Consider the following 17994-nt stretch of genomic DNA (forward strand, 5'->3'; position numbering starts at 1 on the left):
ACTGATTGCAGAGGGTTCCTGATGAAGATGCTCCCCTTACAAGCCGCCATTGCCGCCGCGCTATTGAGTGTCGCTGTCGGCGTCTCGGCCAAACCCCTGGTGGTCTGCACCGAAGCCAGCCCGGAAGGCTTCGATATTGTCCAGTACACAACTGCAGTCACCGCCGATGCGGCGGCCGAAACCATCTTCAATCGTCTGGTGGATTTCAAGCCCGGCACCACCGAAGTGGTCCCGGCGCTGGCCGAGTCCTGGGAAATCAGCGCGGATGGACTGAGCTACACCTTTCACTTGCGCAAAGGCATCAAGTTCCACACCACCGATTATTTCAAGCCGACCCGCGACATGAATGCCGACGACGTGGTCTGGAGTTTCCAGCGTCAGCTGGACCCGAAGCACCCGTGGCATGACAAATCCAGCGTGGGCTTCCCGTATTTCGAAAGCATGGGCTTCAAGGAATTGCTCAAAAGCGTCGAGAAGGTCGACGACCGCACCGTGGTATTCACCCTGACTCGTCGCGAAGCGCCGTTCCTGGCCGATGTGGCCATGGCCTTCTCCTCGATCTACTCCGCCGAATACGCCGACCAGTTGCTCAAGGCCGGCAAGACCAACGACCTCAACAGCAAACCGATCGGCACCGGGCCATTCGTCTTCCAGCGCTACGCCAAGGACGCCCAGGTTCGTTTCAAAGCCAACGCCGATTACTTCCGTGGCGCACCGCCGAGCGAAGCCTTGATCCTGGCCATCGCCACCGACAACAACGTGCGTTTGCAGAAGCTCAAGGCCAACGAATGCCAGATCGCGCTGTATCCAAAACCGGATGATATCCCGAGCATCAAGGCCGACCCGAACCTGAAGGTCGACGAACTGGCGGCCATGACCACCAGCTACACCGCCATGAACACCACCCGCAAATACATGAGCGACGTGCGAGTCCGGCAGGCAATCAATATCGCCTTCGACAAGGAAGCCTACGTCAACAGCCTGTATGGCAAAGGCAATGCCGTGGTCGGCACCGGCCCTTATCCACCAACCCTGCTAGGCTTTAACGACACATTGAAGAACCCGTCTCGCGACCTGGACAAGGCTCGCGCCTTGCTCAAGGAAGCCGGCGTGCCTGAAGGGACGGTCCTCAGCCTGTTCACCCGCAACGGCGGCGGCCCGACCAACCCCAACCCGCTGCTCGGCGCACAGATGATGCAATCGGACCTGGCAAGGGTCGGCATCAAGCTCGACATCCGCGTCATGGAATGGGGCGAAATGCTCAAACGCGCCAAGAATGGCGAACATGACATGGTCTCGGCCGGCTGGGCCGGCGACAACGGTGACCCGGATAACTTCCTGACCCCAAACCTGAGTTGCGATGCAGCGGAAAACGGCGAAAACTACGCCCGCTGGTGTAACAAGGAATTTCAGGACTTGATCGACAAGGCCCGAGCGGGAACGGAACCGGCAGAACGTGCGGCACTGTATGAAAAAGCTTTGGTGACTTTCGACCAGGACCAACCATGGATCCCCATGGCCTACCCGAAAATGTTTACCGCCATGCGCAAAAACGTCGAGGGCTACCACCAGAGCCCCCTGACCACTAACAACTTCGCTACCACCCAAGTGAAGTAGATAAGAAACGCCCGGCATCGTTGACCCCAACGGTGCCGGGTACGCCTAACCGGCTGATGAGGTACACCAGAAGATGTTTAGTTTTATTGCCCGCCGCGTGGGGTTGTTGATCCCCACCTTTTTCGGCATCACCTTGCTGACTTTCGCCTTGATTCGCATGATCCCCGGCGACCCCGTGGAAGTGATGATGGGTGAACGTCGGGTCGACCCTGAGATGCATGCCCAGGCAATGGAACGCCTTGGATTGAACAAACCGCTCTATGCCCAGTATCTGGACTATATCGGCAAACTCGCCCAGGGCGACCTTGGCGAATCCCTGCGTACCCGTGAAAGCGTCTGGACCGAGTTCACCTCACTGTTCCCGGCGACCCTGGAACTGTCCATGGCCGCCCTGCTGTTCGCCGGCATCCTCGGGCTATTAGCCGGGGTGATCGCCGCCTTGAAGCGAGGATCCCTGTTCGACCATGGGGTGATGGGCATCTCCCTGGCGGGATACTCGATGCCGATTTTCTGGTGGGGCCTGATCCTGATCATGTTCTTCTCGGTATCCCTGGGCTGGACCCCGGTCTCCGGGCGGATCGACCTGCTGTACGACATCGAGCCGAGAACCGGCTTCATGCTCATCGATACCCTGCTGGCCGATGACACCGGGGCCTTCTTCGACGCCCTGCATCACCTGATTCTCCCGGCCATCGTGCTCGGCACCATCCCGCTGGCGGTGATCGCCCGGATGACCCGCTCCTCGATGCTCGAAGTGCTGCGTGAAGATTACATTCGCACGGCCCGGGCCAAAGGCCTGTCGCCGGCGCGCGTGGTATTCGTCCACGGCCTGCGCAACGCCTTGATTCCGGTTCTGACCGTGGTCGGCCTGCAAGTCGGCACGCTGCTGGCCGGTGCGGTTCTGACCGAAACCATCTTCTCCTGGCCCGGCATCGGCAAGTGGCTGATCGAAGCCATTGGTGCCCGGGACTACCCGGTGGTGCAAAACGGCATCCTGCTAATCGCCTGCCTGGTGATCCTGGTCAACTTCGTGGTGGACATCCTCTACGGCTTTGCCAACCCACGCATCCGTCATCAGCGCTGAGATCATATTAATGAACACTCTAACTACCTCAGTAGCAGTCGACCAAAGCCTGCTTTATCCGTCTCCGTACAAAGAATTCTGGCAAGCCTTCTCGAAGAACAAAGGCGCGGTTGCCGGCCTGCTGTTCATGATCCTCGTGGTGTTCTGCGCGCTGTTCGCCCCTTGGGTCGCACCGCACAACCCGAGCGAACAATACCGCGACTTCCTGCTGACGCCGCCGTCCTGGCTCGAAGGCGGGCAGATTCAGTTCCTGCTCGGTACCGATGAGCTGGGACGCGATCTGTTGTCGCGCTTGATCCATGGTTCACGCCTGTCGCTGCTGATCGGTCTGTCGTCGGTAGTCATGTCGCTGATCCCGGGCATTCTGCTGGGACTGTTCGCCGGGTTCTTCCCGCGCCTGCTCGGCCCGACGATCATGCGTCTGATGGACATCATGCTGGCGCTGCCATCCCTGCTGTTGGCCGTTGCTATTGTCGCCATCCTCGGCCCTGGCCTGATCAACACCGTGATCGCCATCGCGATCGTTTCGCTGCCGGCCTATGTTCGACTGACCCGCGCCGCGGTGATGGGCGAACTGAACCGCGACTACGTGACTGCCGCGCGCCTGGCCGGTGCCGGTCTGCCGCGCCTGATGTTCATCACCGTGCTGCCTAACTGCATGGCGCCGCTGATCGTACAGGCGACCTTGAGTTTCTCCTCGGCAATTCTCGATGCCGCAGCCCTGGGCTTCCTCGGCCTTGGGGTACAACCGCCAACCCCTGAGTGGGGGACCATGCTGGCCTCGGCTCGCGACTACATCGAACGCGCCTGGTGGGTGGTGAGTCTGCCTGGTTTGACCATTTTGCTCAGCGTGCTGGCAATCAACCTGATGGGCGACGGTCTGCGCGATGCGCTGGACCCGAAACTCAAGAACGCCGCCTGAGGAGATTCCCATGTCACTGCTAGAAATCAAGAATCTCAATGTGCGCTTTGGCGACGCCAACGCGGTACCGGTGGTCGACGGTCTCGACCTGTCCGTGGACAAGGGCGAAGTACTGGCCATCGTGGGCGAATCGGGGTCCGGCAAGTCCGTGACCATGATGGCGCTGATGGGCCTGATCGAGCACCCCGGCATCGTCACCGCGGACTCCCTCGTCTTCGACGGCAAGGACATGCTCAAGCTCAATGCCCGCCAGCGTCGAAAAATCGTCGGCAAAGACCTGGCGATGGTGTTCCAGGATCCGATGACCGCGCTGAACCCGAGCTACACCGTGGGTTTCCAGATCGAAGAAGTGCTGCGCCTGCATTTGAAAATGTCCCGCAAGGACGCCCGCAAGCGCGCCATCGAACTGCTGGAAAAGGTCGAAATCCCTGGCGCTGCCAGCCGTATGAATGCCTATCCGCATCAATTGTCCGGCGGTATGAGCCAGCGCGTGGCGATTGCCATGGCGATTGCCGGTGAACCGAAACTGCTGATCGCCGACGAACCGACCACCGCTCTGGACGTGACCATTCAGGCACAGATCATGGAGCTGCTGCTCAACCTGCAACAAGAGCACGATATGGGCCTGGTGCTGATCACGCACGACCTGGCCGTGGTGGCCGAAACCGCCCAGCGCGTCTGCGTGATGTACGCAGGGCAAGCGGTAGAGGTCGGTCAGGTTCCCCAGCTGTTCGACATTCCGGCGCACCCGTACAGCGAAGCACTGCTCAAGGCCATCCCGGAACACAGCCTGGGTTCAGCGCGTCTGGCCACCCTGCCGGGCATCGTTCCCGGTCGCTATGACCGTCCGCAAGGTTGCCTGTTGTCGCCGCGCTGCCCCTATGTGCAAGACAACTGCCGCCAGCAACGTCCGGGCCTTGACCCTAAAGCCAACAGCCTCGCCCGCTGCTTCTACCCCTTGAATCAGGAGGTGGCGTAATGAGCGTCGTTCTCACCGCCCGCGACCTTACCCGTCACTATGAAGTTTCCCGTGGCCTGTTCAAAGGCACCGCCTTGGTTCGCGCCCTCAACGGCGTGTCGTTCGAACTGGAAGCCGGCAAGACCCTCGCTGTCGTCGGCGAGTCGGGCTGCGGCAAATCGACCCTGGCTCGCGCCCTGACGCTGATCGAAGAGCCCTCCTCCGGCTCGCTGAAAATCGCCGGGCAGGAAGTCAGCGGCGCCAACAAGGCCGAACGCAAGCAACTGCGCAAAGACGTGCAGATGGTGTTCCAGAGCCCCTACGCCTCGCTGAATCCACGGCAGAAAATCGGCGATCAGCTCGCTGAACCGCTGCTGATCAACACCAAGCTGTCTGCTGCCGAGCGTCGCGAGAAAGTTCAGGCGATGATGAAGCAGGTTGGCTTGCGTCCTGAGCACTACCAGCGTTATCCGCACATGTTCTCCGGCGGTCAGCGCCAGCGGATCGCCCTGGCTCGGGCGATGATGCTGCAGCCTAAAGTGCTGGTGGCGGATGAACCGACTTCGGCGCTGGACGTGTCGATTCAGGCGCAGGTACTCAATCTGTTCATGGATCTGCAGCAAGAGTTCAACACCGCCTACGTGTTCATCTCCCACAACCTCGCCGTGGTGCGCCACGTCGCCGATGACGTGATGGTGATGTACCTCGGCCGGCCAGTGGAAATGGGTCCTAAAGAAGACATCTACACGCGTCCTCTGCACCCCTACACCCAGGCATTACTGTCGGCCACACCGACAATCCACCCGGATCCGAGCAAGCCGAAAATCAAGATCGTCGGCGAGCTGCCTAACCCGCTCAACCCGCCGTCCGGCTGCGCCTTCCACAAACGCTGCCCGTACGCCACCGAGCGATGCAGCACCGACGAACCTGCACTACGCTCACTCGACAACCGTCAGGTGGCGTGCCATTACGCCGAGCAGTTCGTCGGTTGAAATGGGCATAAAAAAACGCTCCCGATATTCAGTCGGGAGCGTCTTTTCACAGGTTAACCAACCCTTCCTGCCGAATTGCGCATCAGTCCGGCGGGAAGGGTTTTCTTTTATCTGAGCCCGGCAGGTCAAGTCTGGCTGTCGCCCTCCTCTTCCTCGTCGGTTGGTTCATCCTCCTCGGGGTCATCTGCGTAGACCGAGTGGAAACCACTTCCCGCCGTTCCCGTTGAGAAGCCCACGTCCTGATCCTGCTCCGGACAACCGGCCCACGCCGCTGAAGCAGCACCCAGCGACAGTATGACCAGCACTTTGATCAGCAACACAATGCGTTGAAAAATGCTCATAGCCGATTCCATCCTTTCGTAGATGAATCACTGATGGCTACAGGCCTTTGTCTGCAATAGCCGTAGCACTGTCTGAAACCTAGTCTCGTTGGACGGGGTTTTCCAGATAGGGAGCTACCGACAGGCCGAAACACCTCTGCACAGATAGACTGGTTTCGACTAAAGGTTACGCCTTTAGTAACAGCGACTTCGGCCAGTCAGGAGATAAACAGCCCAGCATCGTACCTGTGGCGAGGGAGCTTGCTCCCGCTCGGGGGCGAAGCACCCGTAAAACCGGTGGACGCGTTATACCTGACAGACCGCAATTGCAGGTTTTAGGACTGCTGCGCAGCCCAGCGGGAGCAAGCTCCCTCGCCACAGGGTGCTATGTTCACCTCAAATCCTTAACTAACAGGCATTGAGGAAAGCCCCTCACCCGGCTAATAAAAAACCCCGCAGCTTTCGCAACGGGGCTTTGGGTGTTACTACTCAGCGCTTAATGATGCTCTCGCGTCGCGCGGAATTTCACGTCCGGCCAGCGTTCTTCCATCAGCGCCAGGTTGACCCGGGTCGGGGCCAGGTAGGTCAGGTGACCGCCGCCGTCGACCGCGAGGTTTTCCACCGCCTTGACGCTGAACTCTTCAAGCTTCTTCTTATCGCTGCAATCGATCCAGCGAGCGGACCACACGGTGATCGGCTCGTAAGCGCACTCGACCTTGTATTCCTCTTTCAAGCGGCTGGCGACTACATCGAACTGCAGCACGCCGACGGCGCCGAGGATGATGTCGTTGCTGCGTGTCGGGAAGAACACCTGGGTCGCGCCTTCTTCGGCCAGCTGTTGCAGGCCTTGGCGAAGTTGCTTGGACTTGAGCGGATCCTTCAGACGCACGCGGCGGAACAGTTCCGGGGCGAAGTGCGGGATCCCGGTGAAACCCAGTGCCTCGCCTTCGGTGAAGGTGTCGCCGATCTGGATCGTGCCGTGGTTGTGCAGGCCGATGATATCGCCGGCGAAGGCTTCTTCCAGTTGCTCACGCTCGGAGGAGAAGAACGTCAGTGCATCGCCGATCCGCACGTCTTTGCCGGTCCGTACGTGGCGCATTTTCATGCCCTTGTCGTACTTGCCGGAGCAGATGCGCATAAAGGCAATCCGGTCGCGGTGCTTAGGGTCCATGTTTGCCTGGATCTTGAACACGAAACCGGTGAATTTCTCTTCAATCGGCTCGACCGTGCGCTCGTTGGCAACACGGGCCAACGGCTTGGGCGCCCAGTTGACCACGGCGTCGAGCACGTGATCGACACCGAAGTTGCCCAGCGCGGTCCCGAAGAACACCGGGGTCAGTTGGCCGTCGAGGAATTCCTGTTGATTGAATTCGTGGCAAGCGCCCTGCACCAGTTCCAGCTGATCGACGAAGCGATCGTACTCATCCCCCAAATGCGCGCGGGCTTCGTCGGAGTCGAGCTTCTCGATGATTTTCACATCGGTGCGCTCGTGGCCGTGGCCCGCGGTATAGACAATGATGTAGTCGTCGGCGAGGTGGTACACGCCCTTGAAGTCGCGGTAGCAACCGATCGGCCAGGTGATCGGCGCAGCTTTGATCTTCAGGACCGCTTCGATCTCGTCGAGCAGTTCGATCGGGTCACGGATATCCCGGTCGAGTTTGTTGATGAAGCTGACAATCGGCGTGTCGCGCAAACGGCAGACGTCCATCAGGGCGATGGTCCGCGGTTCGACGCCTTTACCGCCGTCGAGCACCATCAGCGCCGAGTCCACTGCCGTCAGGGTGCGGTAGGTGTCTTCCGAGAAGTCTTCGTGGCCCGGGGTGTCGAGCAGGTTGATCATGTGGTCGCGATACGGGAACTGCATGACCGACGTGGTAATGGAAATACCACGCTGCTTTTCCATTTCCATCCAGTCGGAGGTGGCATGACGGTCCGACTTTCGGGATTTCACCGTACCGGCAATAGCAATGGCCTTGCCCATCAGCAAGAGTTTCTCGGTGATGGTGGTCTTACCCGCATCCGGGTGGGAAATAATGGCGAAAGTGCGGCGTTTCGCGACTTCGGCGGCCTGTTTGGTCATGGGAAATCGCCTGGCAGGTGATTCAAAAAAGGGCGGCGATTATAGCCCAACTTGAACACAGAACCGAACCGTTGAGCACATTAAGGGTGGCCAAATGCTGCCTTAGATGGGAACCTTTTAGGCAGTGGAGGCGTCCACTCCCCTGTTACAACCTCGTATCAGGGGCTGAACTATCAGCAAGTCAGCCTGACGAGGCTGCGCTTATGGCTCGACTTCATGCCGCTTTGCCGGGATGGGCGAGCTGCTTTTCGCGAACACATCTTCCGGCAGCCAGGAATGGCCTGCCGCACGGAAATGTTTCCGCCGACGAAATAAAGGAGTCCCGCCTGTGGCTATTCGCTATGGCAAAGGGCTGATGGGGTGCGCGATTGTGATCGCCCTCCTGGCCCTGCTGGTCCACTGGATCGGCATTAATACGATCGAACACTACCGCGACGATTTGTTGTTTTACCTGCAAGCTCATCTGATTCTCGTCCTTGTCTCCATGCTGGCCGCCCTTGTTGTAGGCATTCCCGCCGGTATCTTGCTCAGCCGCCCGAACATGGTCGGACGCGCCGAACGTTTCATGCAGATCTTCAACATCGGCAACACCGTTCCACCTCTCGCCGTACTGGCCATCGCCCTGGGGATACTGGGGATTGGCAGTGGCCCGGCGATCTTCGCTTTGTTCCTCGCCTCCCTGTTGCCCATCGTGCGCAACACCTACGAAGGCCTGAAAAACGTTCAGGGCTCACTCAAGGAAGCCGCCGTCGGCATCGGCATGACCCCGCGCCAAGTGCTCTGTCAGGTCGAATTGCCGAACGCCGTGCCGATCATCATGGGCGGCGTTCGAGTCGCGCTGGCGATCAACGTCGGTACCGCACCGCTGGCATTCCTGATCGGCGCCAACAGTCTGGGCAGCCTGATTTTCCCCGGCATTGCCCTGAACAATCAGCCGCAATTGCTCCTCGGCGCGGCTTGCACCGCCCTGCTGGCACTGCTGCTCGACGGTCTGGTGACACTCGCCAGCCGCCTCTGGCTGGAACGCGGCTTGCGCCCGTCTTAAGCCTCGGCAAAGGAATATTTATGAAAAGAACAAGCTTATTACTAGGCTGCATCCTGCTGTTCGCAGGAATTGCCCAAGCCGCCGAAGAACCGGTGATCCGCATCGGTGCCCGGGTCTTCACCGAGCAAACCCTGCTGGCGGAAATCACCTCCCAATACTTGCGCACCAAGGGTTACGACACCCAGGTGACGGGTGGTCTGGGCAGTAATCTGGCCCGTAGCGCTCACGAAAGTGGTCAGCTCGATCTGATGTGGGAATACACCGGCGTCTCGCTGGTGGCCTACAACCACGTCAGCGAAAAACTCGACAGCGCTCAGTCCTACGCCCGAGTCAAAGAACTCGACGCGCAAAAAGGCCTGATCTGGCTCACCCCGTCGAAATTCAGCAATACCTACGCCTTGGCGCTGCCGGAAAACATCGCGAAGGCTTATCCGCAGATCAACACCATGAGCGAGCTGAACAGGGTGCTGCAGGCCGAGGCGAAGACCAATCACCTGGTAGCCCTGGACACCGAGTTTGCCAACCGTTCCGACGGGCTGGACGGCATGGTGAAGCTTTACGGCATGAACCTGACCCGCAAAAACATCCGCCAGATGGATGCCGGGTTGGTCTACACCGCCCTGCGCAATGGTCAGGTGTTCGCCGGTCTGGTCTACACCACTGACGGCCGATTGAACGCCTTCAAGCTCAAACTGCTCGAAGACGACAAGCACTACTTCCCGGACTACACCGCAGCTCCCGTGGTGCGTCAGGTCTACCTCGACGCGCACCCGAAACTCGCGGAAGAACTCAAGCCGCTGGCCGAACTGTTCGACGACACAACCATGCGCCAGCTCAATGCGCGGGTCGATGTCGACCACGAAAGCCCGTCCGCCGTTGCCGCAGATTTCCTGCGCCAGCATCCCTTGCTTTCTAATAAGTAGCCGGAGGAAGAAAAGACATGGAATTTCTCAACGCCTTTTCCCACCTGGACTGGCCCCTCGTCCTGCACCTGACCTGGCAGCACATCACCCTGGTCGGGATCGCCGTGACCCTGGCGATTGTCGTCGGCGTGCCACTGGGCATTTTGATGACGCGCTTCCCGACATTGGCCGGCCCCCTGCAAGCCAGCGCCACGGTGTTGCTGACCGTCCCGTCGATCGCGCTGTTCGGCCTGCTGTTGCCGTTCTACTCGAAATTCGGCCAGGGCCTGGGGCCGATGCCGGCGATCACCGCAGTGTTTCTCTATTCCCTGCTGCCGATTATGCGTAATACCTACCTGGCCCTGACCGGTGTCGAGCCGGGCATCCGCGAAGCCGCTCGTGGCATCGGCATGACCTTCGGCCAGCGCCTGCGCATGGTCGAGCTGCCCATCGCCGTGCCGGTGATCCTTGCCGGGGTGCGTACCGCCGTGGTGATGAACATTGGCGTGATGACCATCGCCGCGACCATCGGCGCCGGTGGTCTCGGTGTACTCATTCTCGCTTCCATCAGCCGCAGCGACATGTCGATGCTGATCGTCGGCGCCATGCTGGTCAGTCTTCTGGCCATCTTCGCCGACCTGCTTGTGCAATGGCTGCAACGCACGCTGACCCCAAAAGGACTGCTGAAATGATCGAACTTCAAAATCTGACCAAAGTGTTCAAGCAGAGCAATGGCAAAGAAGTACGTGCCGTCGACTCCGTGAACTTGACCGTCAACGAAGGCGAGATCTGCGTCTTTCTCGGGCCTTCGGGTTGCGGCAAAAGCACCACGCTGAAAATGATCAATCGGCTGATCAGACCGACCTCGGGCAAAATCCTGATCAACGGCGAAGACACCACCGACCTCGACGCCGTGACACTGCGCCGCAACATCGGCTATGTGATCCAGCAGATCGGCCTGTTCCCGAACATGACCATCGAGGAAAACATCACCATCGTTCCGCGCCTGCTCGGTTGGGACAAGCAGAAATGCCACGACCGCGCCCGCGAGCTGATGAGCATGATCAAGCTCGAACCCAAGCAGTATCTGAGCCGCTATCCCCGTGAATTGTCGGGCGGTCAGCAGCAACGAATCGGCGTAATCCGCGCGTTGGCGGCCGACGCTCCGCTGCTATTGATGGACGAACCGTTCGGTGCGGTCGACCCGATCAACCGCGAAATGATCCAGAACGAGTTCTTCGAGATGCAGCGGGCGCTGGGCAAGACCGTGATCATGGTCAGCCACGACATTGACGAGGCGATCAAGCTCGGCGACAAGATTGCGATCTTCCGTGGCGGCAAGCTGATTCAAATCGATCACCCGGACACCCTGCTGGCGCATCCGGCGGACGATTTTGTCAGCAGCTTCGTCGGCCAGGACAGCACCCTCAAGCGCCTGCTGCTGGTGAAAGCCGAAGACGCGGCGGACAACGCGCCGTCGGTGAGCCCGCAAACCCCGGTGACCGAGGCGTTGGAGTTGATGGACGAACTGGACCGTCGCTACGTGGTGGTCACCTGCGCCGAGAACAAAGCCCTGGGCTACGTCCGTCGCCGCGACCTGCATCGTCAGACCGGCACCTGCGCGCAATACCTGCGCGAATTCAACGCCACTGCGGTTTACGACGAGCATCTGCGCATCTTGTTGTCGCGGATGTACGAGTTCAACCGTTCGTGGTTGCCGGTGATGGATGCCGAGCGGGTGTTCCTCGGTGAGGTGACGCAAGAGTCGATTGCCGAGTACCTCAGCTCCGGTAAGTCCCGTGGTGGCAAGACCAGCATTGTTTCGCCAGCAGAAGCTGCGGTGGCCTGACTGACGCTTTCGCGGGCAAGCCCGCTCCCACAGGGTCACCACAATACCTGTGGGAGCGGGCTTGCCCGCGAATGGAGCAGCTCGATTCTTCCTGAAAATCCCCCTTCAAAATCCCCGATCGGGGAACATCAGCCTGTCATCTGGGTCGGTTACATAAGTGACTGACCGAGGCCACACGACGGACGCATGCAAAAACGCGACATTTTTTGTTGATCTCAAGCCTCTCACGTCCTAAAGTTCGCGCCGAACGTCCATGCTGGAAACGATCCATCCGGCTCAAGTACTGACGACGAGACAGCAAGGTCACCCGTAGCGCACTGCACGGCTGACCTTTTTGCTTTCGGCGGACATGCCTTGGGAAGTAGGCGAACCAAAGTGGGGATACGGAGGACGTTCATTTGCACCCATTGTTTAATTCAGTTTGCCAGTAGGAGTTCCCAGCATGTCGATCAAGGTCGAAGACTATTACGCGCGCGATACCTTCGAGAAAATGAAGGCTTTCGCTGACAAGCAAGAAACCCCTTTTGTAGTCATCGACACCGCGATGATCAGCCAGGCCTACGACGATCTGCGCGCCGGCTTCGAATTCGCCAAGGTTTATTACGCCGTCAAGGCCAACCCGGCCGTCGAAATCATCAACCTGTTGCGCGACAAAGGCTCGAGCTTCGACATCGCTTCGATCTACGAGCTGGATAAAGTGCTGAACCAGGGCGTCAGCGCTGATCGCATCAGCTACGGCAACACCATCAAGAAATCCAAGGACATCCGCTACTTCTACGAGAAGGGCGTGCGTCTGTACTCCACCGACTCTGAAGCCGACCTGCGCAACATCGCCAAGGCCGCGCCAGGTTCGAAAGTCTATGTACGGATCCTCACCGAAGGCTCGACCACCGCCGACTGGCCGTTGTCGCGCAAATTCGGCTGCCAGACCGACATGGCCATGGACCTGCTGATCCTCGCTCGCGACCTGGGCCTGGTGCCTTACGGCATCTCGTTCCACGTCGGCTCGCAACAACGCGACATCAGCGTCTGGGACGCGGCGATCGCCAAGGTCAAAGTGATTTTCGAGCGTCTGAAAGAAGAAGACGGTATCCACCTCAAGCTGATCAACATGGGCGGTGGCTTCCCGGCCAACTACATCACCCGCACCAACAGCCTGGAAACCTACGCTGAAGAAATCATCCGTTTCCTCAAGGAAGACTTCGGTGACGATCTGCCGGAAATCATCCTCGAGCCAGGCCGCTCGTTGATCGCCAACGCCGGCATTCTGGTCAGCGAAGTGGTACTGGTCGCGCGTAAATCGCGTACCGCCGTCGAGCGCTGGGTCTATACCGATGTGGGCAAATTCTCCGGCCTGATCGAAACCATGGACGAAGCCATCAAGTTCCCGATCTGGACCGAGAAGAAAGGCGAGATGGAAGAAGTGGTCATCGCTGGTCCAACCTGCGACAGCGCCGACATCATGTACGAGAACTACAAGTACGGCCTGCCACTGAACCTGGCCATCGGCGACCGCCTGTACTGGCTGTCCACCGGCGCCTACACCACCAGCTACAGCGCTGTTGAATTCAATGGCTTCCCGCCACTGAAGTCGTTCTACCTGTAAACGCAGTTCGCTGAAAGCAAAAAGCCCATGACGAGTCATGGGCTTTTTGCTTTATAAGCTCGATCAACAGGCTGAAGTATTATCGATCTTCACGCACATGCCACAGTCGCAAAATGTAGAGCATGGAGCCCTGGATCTCGTAACGCATCTCGTAGTGACCGACTAAAAGCCGTCGCACGTCTCGCGGCTCGAACTCTTCAAGTCGCTCACCGATTCGCGGGTTACTCAACAAGGTTATCGGTGCCAGAGAGAGCGACTGCACGGTGCGCGCAGCCGCGGTGCGATTTACCACCGCCAGGAATTCGAAGAGCCGAGTCAGATCCGACAACGCGTTACTTGTCCACTTCAACTCCATCAATGCGGGACCGGCAACGGATTGTCGGTGCTCAAACTATCCGCCCATGCCTGAACAGCCTGCTGGTCGATCACTCGCCCGGCATCAACATCCGCCATAGCCTCGCGAGTAAGACGGCTTCGTTCTTCTTCCTGAGCCACCCAATCAGCAAGGGCTTGCTTGACGATCCAGCCACGTGAGCGCTCCATCCGAGTCGCCAGCTGATCGATCTTGTTGGCGAGGTCCATCGGTACGTGTGCCGTAAGCACTTTGGTTTCGGCCATGATTTTCGTCTCCACAAGCGGCGTGCGGCGAGATGATGATAAATGATTAAATTCCAATCATTATGATTTAACCACAGCGGCAAGCTCCATCACCTCCCGCTCATCGCCCAACTGCATTGCTCGGTGGCGGTAATCCTTGGCCAAACCTCGAATCTCGGGATGGGTGGCACTTAACAGGGTCTTGCAGGCAACCCGCAAGAAATTCAGATTGCCCCCGATCAGAGCCTTACGCAGCCACACCAACGCCTCTTCGATTTTCCCCTCGTCGGCCAGAACAGCCGCATAACTGAACTGCCCGCGAAAATCCCCACCCTCAGCCGAACGTCGATACCACCCAACAGCCGCAACCGGATCGGTCGGACAAAACTGTCCTTCTTCCAGATAACGCCCCAAAAGATTCATCGATTTCGCATGCCCAAGCTCAGCGGCACGCCGATAGCAGACCAGCGCTTGCACCTGATCCTCGACCACGCCACGACCGGTGGCGAGCAGGTTGGCGTAGTTGTACAAGCCCCAATCCAGCCCGACATCAGCAGCCTGACGGTAGTGCGACGCCGCGACAACCGCATTGGCGGCGCAACCCCAACCATGCTCGTGACAACGACCGAGCATGTTGCGCGCCATCAGGTGCCCACCGTTGGCGGCGATCTCGAACCAGCGCAGGGCCAGTGCCTGATCCCGGGCGATGCCCTGCCCATCGAGAAGGATCTGCCCGAGCAACGCCTGGGCATCGAGGACACCTTCTTTCGCCGCAATCAAAATAGCCTGGGCCGCGCGCGCCGGGCTTTCCTGGAGCATGGCCTTGAGCCGATCGCCATCGAGGACTTCTTCGCGACGCACATGAAAACTCACGGCTTACACCTCGACCCAGCGGCGCAACAGGTTGTGATAGGTGCCGGTGAGGCGGATCAGTGACGGGTGATCAGGCATGTCCTGGGTCAACTGCTGAATCGCCCCGTCCATTTCAAACAGCAACGCGCGCTGGCTGTCTTCGCGCACCAGGCTTTGCGTCCAGAAGAACGAGGCGTAGCGCGCACCGCGAGTGACCGCGTTGACTTTGTGCAGGCTGGTACCGGGGTACAGCACCATATCGCCAGCCGGCAATTTGACCTGGCGGGTGCCAAAGGTGTCCTGAATTTCCAGTTCGCCGCCGTCATATTCGTCCGGATCACTGAAAAACAGCGTGGACGACAAATCAGTGCGTACACGTTCGGCGCTGCCCTTGGGCTGGCGTACTGCGTTGTCGATATGAAAATCGAAACTACCGCCAGCGGTGTAGCAGTTCAGCAGTGGCGGGAACACTTTGTGCGGTAATGCCGCTGACATGAACAGCGGATTTTTCCACAGCCGGTCCAGCATCGCTACGCCGATTTCCTGCGCCAGCGGATGCCCTTCCGGCAACTGCAAATTGTGTTTGGCCTTGGCCGATTGGTAGCCGGCGGTGATTTTTCCGTCCGCCCAGTCCGCCTGCTCCAGCGCCTCACGAATGCGCAGCACTTCTTCACGGGAGAACAGGCCGGGAATATGCAGCAGCATGGGTGATACCTGAGAGGGAAAGGATCGTAATGATATTGATTCTTATTGCAACTGTAAAACCCCAGTGACGAATGGGTGAGCAAAAACCGGAAAAGAGCAATTGGAATGATTGCAAAATAAATGCAAATGTTAATGTTTCGCAATTGATACAAAGACGTATTTACCCTATATTCCGCGCCTCAAATCCCTGGGGAGGGGAATTCAATGTCACGCCAACCATCACAGTTACCTGTCAGCTCACCGCGCTTGCTCGCCTCTGCAATTGGCGTGGCCATCACCGCCACCTCCGCAGCCCACATGGCTTACGCGGCGGAAAATACCGACGAAAAAGCACCGCGTAACTCGATTTCGCTGGAGGCCACCAGCGTCGTTGGCGAACAGGACGACACGTCCTATAAGACCGACACCTCTGCCTCCAAAAAAATTACCGCGCCACTGCGTGACACGCCAAAAAGCGTCACCGTCATCCCGCAGCAGGTTATCCGCGATACCGGAGCGACCAGCCTGGTCGACGCGCTGCGCACCACTCCGGGCATCACCTTCGGTGCAGGCGAAGGCGGCAACCCGGCGGGTGACCGCCCGATCATCCGCGGCTTCAACGCGGAGAGCGACACGTTCATCGACGGCATGCGTGACCCCGCTTCGCAAAGTCGGGAAATCTTCAACGTCGAATCGATTGAAGTCAGCAAGGGCCCTGGCTCCGCGTTCACCGGTGCCGGTTCGACCGGTGGCAGCCTGAACCTGGTGACCAAGACCGCCAAGCTGGGCAACTCATACAACGGCGGCTTTACCTATGGTTCCGATCAGACCAAGCGCACCACGCTGGACCTGAATCAGCAAATGACCGATACCTCGGCCTTTCGCCTGAACCTGATGAAACACGAAGCCAACGTGGCTGGTCGCGACGATGTCGACGTCAGCCGTTGGGGCGTTGCTCCGTCCTTCGCCTTCGGCCTGGGCACCGATACCCGTCTCACCGTCGGTTACTACCATGTGAAAACCGACGACATGCCGGACTACGGCATCCCGCTGACGAAGAGCGCGAACCGCAGCAAATACGTGGTCGACAAGCCAGTGGATGTGGACCGCGACAACTTCTACGGCCTGAACAGTCGTGACTATCGCAAGTCCACCAATGACAGCGGCACGATCAAGCTCGAGCACGATCTGAATGACAACCTGACCCTGTCCAACAGCTTCCGCATGTCGCGCTCGACTCTCGACTACGTCGTTACCAACCCGGATGACAGCAAAGGCAACGTGGCTAATGGCTCGGTGCTTCGCCTCACGAAAAACCGCAATTCGACCTCCTCCGGCTGGGTCAACCAGACCGACCTGAGCGCCAGGTTCGACACCGGTTTTATCGAGCACAGCCTGGTGACCGGCATTGAGTTTTCCTATCAGGACACGCATAACCGCCCATACGTTGTCACATCTGCGGCCGGTACCTCGACCACCTGCTCGGCACAATTGCTGGCCAGTGGCGATTGCACCAGCCTGAACAACCCGAGCCCGGGTGACAGTTGGTCGGGTACCATCACCGAAGGCCTGGCCTATACCGATACCGACACCAAAACCGGCGCGGCCTACGTGTTCGACACGCTGAAGTTCGACGAGCAATGGTCGCTGAATCTCGGCCTGCGGTATGACAACTACCAGACCACCTCCAGCGGTTTCGCCACCCGCGCTCCAGCCGGTAACTTCTCCCGCGAGAACACCAGCGATCTGGTGAACTACCAGATGGGTCTGGTCTACAAACCACTGCCTAACGGTAGCGTTTATGCCGCGTACTCGACCTCCAGCAACCCGGGCGGTGAAACCAGCGGCAACGGTGGCCTGGAACTGACCGCGGCCAACAGCGATCTCGATCCGGAACGCAACCGCAACTACGAGATCGGCACCAAGTGGGACTTCTTTGGTGACGACCTGTCGGTGACGGCGGCACTGTTCCGCACCGAGAAAACCAACGCACGGATCGACGACCCGGATGGCGCCACCACTCAAGTGCTGGATGGTGAGCAACAGGTCAACGGCATCGAGCTGACCTACGCCGGCAAGATCACCCGTAACTGGAGGGTCTACGGCGGCTACACCTACATGGAAAGCGAGGTGGTGAAGACCACCCTGCCAGTCGATGAAGGCAACCACATGCCAAGCACACCGAGGAACAACTTCACCTTCTGGTCGACCTATGACCTGATACCTGAGTTGACCATCGGCGCAGGTGCCACCTTCGTTGACTCGCAGTTTGGCAACGTCGCCAACACGGTGGAAATTCCTTCCTACTGGCGGTATGACGCGATGGCGACTTACCACTTGAGCAAAAACGTCGACTTGCAGCTCAACGTACAAAATCTGACCGACGAGCGCTACTTCGACCAGATACTCCAGAATCATTACGCCCACGTCGCCGCTGGCCGTACCGCGTTGCTGAGTACCAACTTCCACTTCTGATAGAAGCGCAA

17 protein-coding genes are annotated in these 17994 nt (G+C 59.0%); 11 read left to right on the forward strand and 6 right to left on the reverse strand.

Annotated elements, in window-relative coordinates:
- Positions 1-21: 21 nt before the first annotated feature.
- The 5 genes from AC3I0A_RS23010 to AC3I0A_RS23030 all read left to right on the forward strand — a co-directional run bounded on the left by AC3I0A_RS23010 (position 22) and on the right by AC3I0A_RS23030 (position 5573).
- Positions 22-1617, forward strand: coding sequence for an ABC transporter substrate-binding protein (locus AC3I0A_RS23010; protein ID WP_489374879.1), 1596 nt, complete (start codon positions 22-24; stop codon positions 1615-1617).
- A 73-nt stretch (positions 1618-1690) separates the two neighbouring features.
- Positions 1691-2701, forward strand: coding sequence for an ABC transporter permease subunit (locus tag AC3I0A_RS23015; RefSeq protein WP_489374880.1), 1011 nt, complete (start codon positions 1691-1693; stop codon positions 2699-2701).
- A gap of 10 nt (positions 2702-2711) precedes the next feature.
- Positions 2712-3623 (forward strand): ABC transporter permease subunit, encoded by a 912-nt coding sequence (locus tag AC3I0A_RS23020; protein WP_489374881.1) that lies wholly within the window; start codon positions 2712-2714, stop codon positions 3621-3623.
- A gap of 10 nt (positions 3624-3633) precedes the next feature.
- Positions 3634-4602: an ABC transporter ATP-binding protein gene (locus tag AC3I0A_RS23025; RefSeq protein ID WP_489374882.1), complete on the forward strand. Its 969-nt coding sequence runs from the start codon at positions 3634-3636 to the stop codon at positions 4600-4602.
- Positions 4602-5573 carry a peptide ABC transporter ATP-binding protein gene (locus tag AC3I0A_RS23030; RefSeq protein WP_489374883.1) on the forward strand — a complete coding sequence of 324 codons (972 nt, stop codon included), beginning with the start codon at positions 4602-4604 and terminating at the stop codon, positions 5571-5573. Before AC3I0A_RS23025 ends, AC3I0A_RS23030 begins: the two co-directional genes overlap by 1 nt.
- Before the next feature lie 125 nt (positions 5574-5698).
- Here AC3I0A_RS23030 and AC3I0A_RS23035 read toward each other — a convergent pair whose 3' ends face one another.
- Both AC3I0A_RS23035 and AC3I0A_RS23040 read right to left on the reverse strand, forming a co-directional pair.
- On the reverse strand, positions 5699-5914 hold the full coding sequence (locus tag AC3I0A_RS23035) for a hypothetical protein (protein WP_489374884.1): 216 nt from the start codon (positions 5912-5914) through the stop codon (positions 5699-5701).
- Positions 5915-6389: 475 nt separating this feature from the next.
- Positions 6390-7973, reverse strand: a complete 1584-nt coding sequence (locus AC3I0A_RS23040; protein ID WP_489374885.1) for a peptide chain release factor 3 — start codon at positions 7971-7973, stop codon at positions 6390-6392.
- A 355-nt stretch (positions 7974-8328) separates the two neighbouring features.
- On the opposite strand from AC3I0A_RS23040, the gene AC3I0A_RS23045 reads away from it, so the two are divergent.
- From AC3I0A_RS23045 to AC3I0A_RS23065, 5 genes are all read left to right on the forward strand, one after another.
- A complete protein-coding gene (locus AC3I0A_RS23045; protein ID WP_489378579.1) occupies positions 8329-9018 on the forward strand; it encodes an ABC transporter permease in 690 nt (229 codons plus the stop codon).
- A 20-nt stretch (positions 9019-9038) separates the two neighbouring features.
- Positions 9039-9941, forward strand: coding sequence for a glycine betaine ABC transporter substrate-binding protein (locus AC3I0A_RS23050; RefSeq protein WP_489374886.1), 903 nt, complete (start codon positions 9039-9041; stop codon positions 9939-9941).
- Positions 9942-9958: 17 nt separating this feature from the next.
- Positions 9959-10612: an ABC transporter permease gene (locus tag AC3I0A_RS23055; protein ID WP_489374887.1), complete on the forward strand. Its 654-nt coding sequence runs from the start codon at positions 9959-9961 to the stop codon at positions 10610-10612.
- Positions 10609-11769, forward strand: a complete 1161-nt coding sequence (locus AC3I0A_RS23060; RefSeq protein WP_489374888.1) for an osmoprotectant ABC transporter ATP-binding protein OsmV — start codon at positions 10609-10611, stop codon at positions 11767-11769. Before AC3I0A_RS23055 ends, AC3I0A_RS23060 begins: the two co-directional genes overlap by 4 nt.
- A gap of 442 nt (positions 11770-12211) precedes the next feature.
- Positions 12212-13375 (forward strand): type III PLP-dependent enzyme, encoded by a 1164-nt coding sequence (locus AC3I0A_RS23065; protein ID WP_489374889.1) that lies wholly within the window; start codon positions 12212-12214, stop codon positions 13373-13375.
- Positions 13376-13454: 79 nt separating this feature from the next.
- Here the strand turns inward: AC3I0A_RS23065 and AC3I0A_RS23070 are convergent, their stop codons facing one another.
- The 4 genes from AC3I0A_RS23070 to AC3I0A_RS23085 are packed head-to-tail and all read right to left on the reverse strand — an operon-like array spanning position 13455 to position 15529.
- Entirely contained in the window at positions 13455-13730 is a 276-nt protein-coding gene (locus AC3I0A_RS23070; protein ID WP_489374890.1) for a type II toxin-antitoxin system RelE/ParE family toxin, read from the reverse strand.
- Positions 13730-13993 (reverse strand): CopG family ribbon-helix-helix protein, encoded by a 264-nt coding sequence (locus AC3I0A_RS23075; RefSeq protein WP_489374891.1) that lies wholly within the window; start codon positions 13991-13993, stop codon positions 13730-13732. Before AC3I0A_RS23075 ends, AC3I0A_RS23070 begins: the two co-directional genes overlap by 1 nt.
- Positions 13994-14053: 60 nt before the next feature.
- Positions 14054-14845 carry a tetratricopeptide repeat protein gene (locus AC3I0A_RS23080; RefSeq protein ID WP_489374892.1) on the reverse strand — a complete coding sequence of 264 codons (792 nt, stop codon included), beginning with the start codon at positions 14843-14845 and terminating at the stop codon, positions 14054-14056.
- A 3-nt stretch (positions 14846-14848) separates the two neighbouring features.
- Positions 14849-15529: a Fe2+-dependent dioxygenase gene (locus tag AC3I0A_RS23085; protein WP_489374893.1), complete on the reverse strand. Its 681-nt coding sequence runs from the start codon at positions 15527-15529 to the stop codon at positions 14849-14851.
- Between the two features lie 204 nt (positions 15530-15733).
- On the opposite strand from AC3I0A_RS23085, the gene AC3I0A_RS23090 reads away from it, so the two are divergent.
- Entirely contained in the window at positions 15734-17983 is a 2250-nt protein-coding gene (locus AC3I0A_RS23090; RefSeq protein WP_489374894.1) for a TonB-dependent receptor, read from the forward strand.
- Positions 17984-17994 lie beyond the last annotated feature (11 nt).

It is taken from the genome of Pseudomonas sp. KH_024_B2 (assembly GCF_057839965.1).